The following is a 1,097-nucleotide window of genomic DNA, read 5'->3' as shown; positions in this document are numbered from 1 at the left end:
CACCCGCTCCGGGCGCAGCAGGGCCACCACGCATCCGCCGAAGCCGCCGCCGGTCATCCGCACACCGCCTTCGCTGCCGATCTGGGCCTTGATGATCTCCACTAGGCCGTCGATAGGGGGTACCGTGATCTCGAAGTCATCGCGCATGGCGGCATGGGATTGACCCATCAGCTCGCCGAGGCGCACCAGATCGCCGCTCGCCAGGGCGTCGGCGGCGGCCAGGGTGCGGGCATTCTCCCCCACCACGTGGCGGGCACGGCGGTAGCAGGCCTCGTCCAGCCCGGCCTTGCCCGCTTCCAGCGCGGCCAGATCCAGGTCACGCAGCGCCTTGACCCCGTAGTGACGGGCGGCGGTCTCGCACTGCTGGCGGCGGGTGTTGTATTCGCTGTCCACCAGGCCGCGGCGCACGTTGGAGTTGACGATCAGCACCGCCAGATCAGTGGGCATGGGGATGAGACGGGTCTCCAGGGTGCGGCAGTCCAGCAACAGGGCATGATCCCGTTCGCCGCTGGCGGAGATCATCTGATCCATGATGCCGCAGTTGCAGCCGACGAACTGGTTCTCCGCCTGCTGGCCGTTGAGGGCGATCTCGGCCTGGCTGATGGCAAGCCCCAGGGCTTCCTTGAAGGCCTGACCGATGGCCACCTCCAGGGAGGCGGAGGAGGAGAGGCCGGTGCCCTGGGGCACGTTGCCCGAGACCACCAGGTTGAGGCCGCGCAGGGCGTGGCCACGGGCCTGCAGATGCTTCACCACGCCGCGGATGTAGTCGCTCCAGCGCTGGTCCGGGTGATGGGTGATGGGCTTGTCCAGACTGAACAGATCCCGCTGGTTGCCGTAGTCGGCGGCGATCACGTGCACCAGGTTGTCGCTGCGCAGGCCGATGGCGACGCAGGTCTCGTAGTCGATGGCACAGGGCAGCACGAAGCCGTCGTTGTAGTCGGTGTGCTCGCCGATGAGGTTGACGCGGCCGGGGGCGCGCACCAGCAGGTCGGGTTGTTGCTCAAACTGCTCGGCAAACACGGCGCTGACGCGTTGGCTGGGGGTCATGGGGTCACCTCATTGGCTTTGTAATGAACGGGGGAGAGGGAACGCAGGCG

General features: G+C 67.5%; 1 protein-coding gene. It reads right to left on the bottom strand.

Annotated features, from left to right (window positions below; all coding sequences use genetic code 11):
* Positions 1–1,047: galactokinase (gene galK / locus BN1127_RS14775; protein ID WP_042649949.1), on the bottom strand; the 1,047-nt coding region annotated here is incomplete at its 3' end.
* Positions 1,048–1,097 lie beyond the last annotated feature (50 nt).

The sequence above is a fragment of the Aeromonas media genome (assembly GCF_000819985.1).
GTDB classification, from domain to species: Bacteria; Pseudomonadota; Gammaproteobacteria; order Enterobacterales; family Aeromonadaceae; genus Aeromonas; species Aeromonas media.
This window is presented reverse-complemented; position numbering and strand designations above follow the sequence as displayed.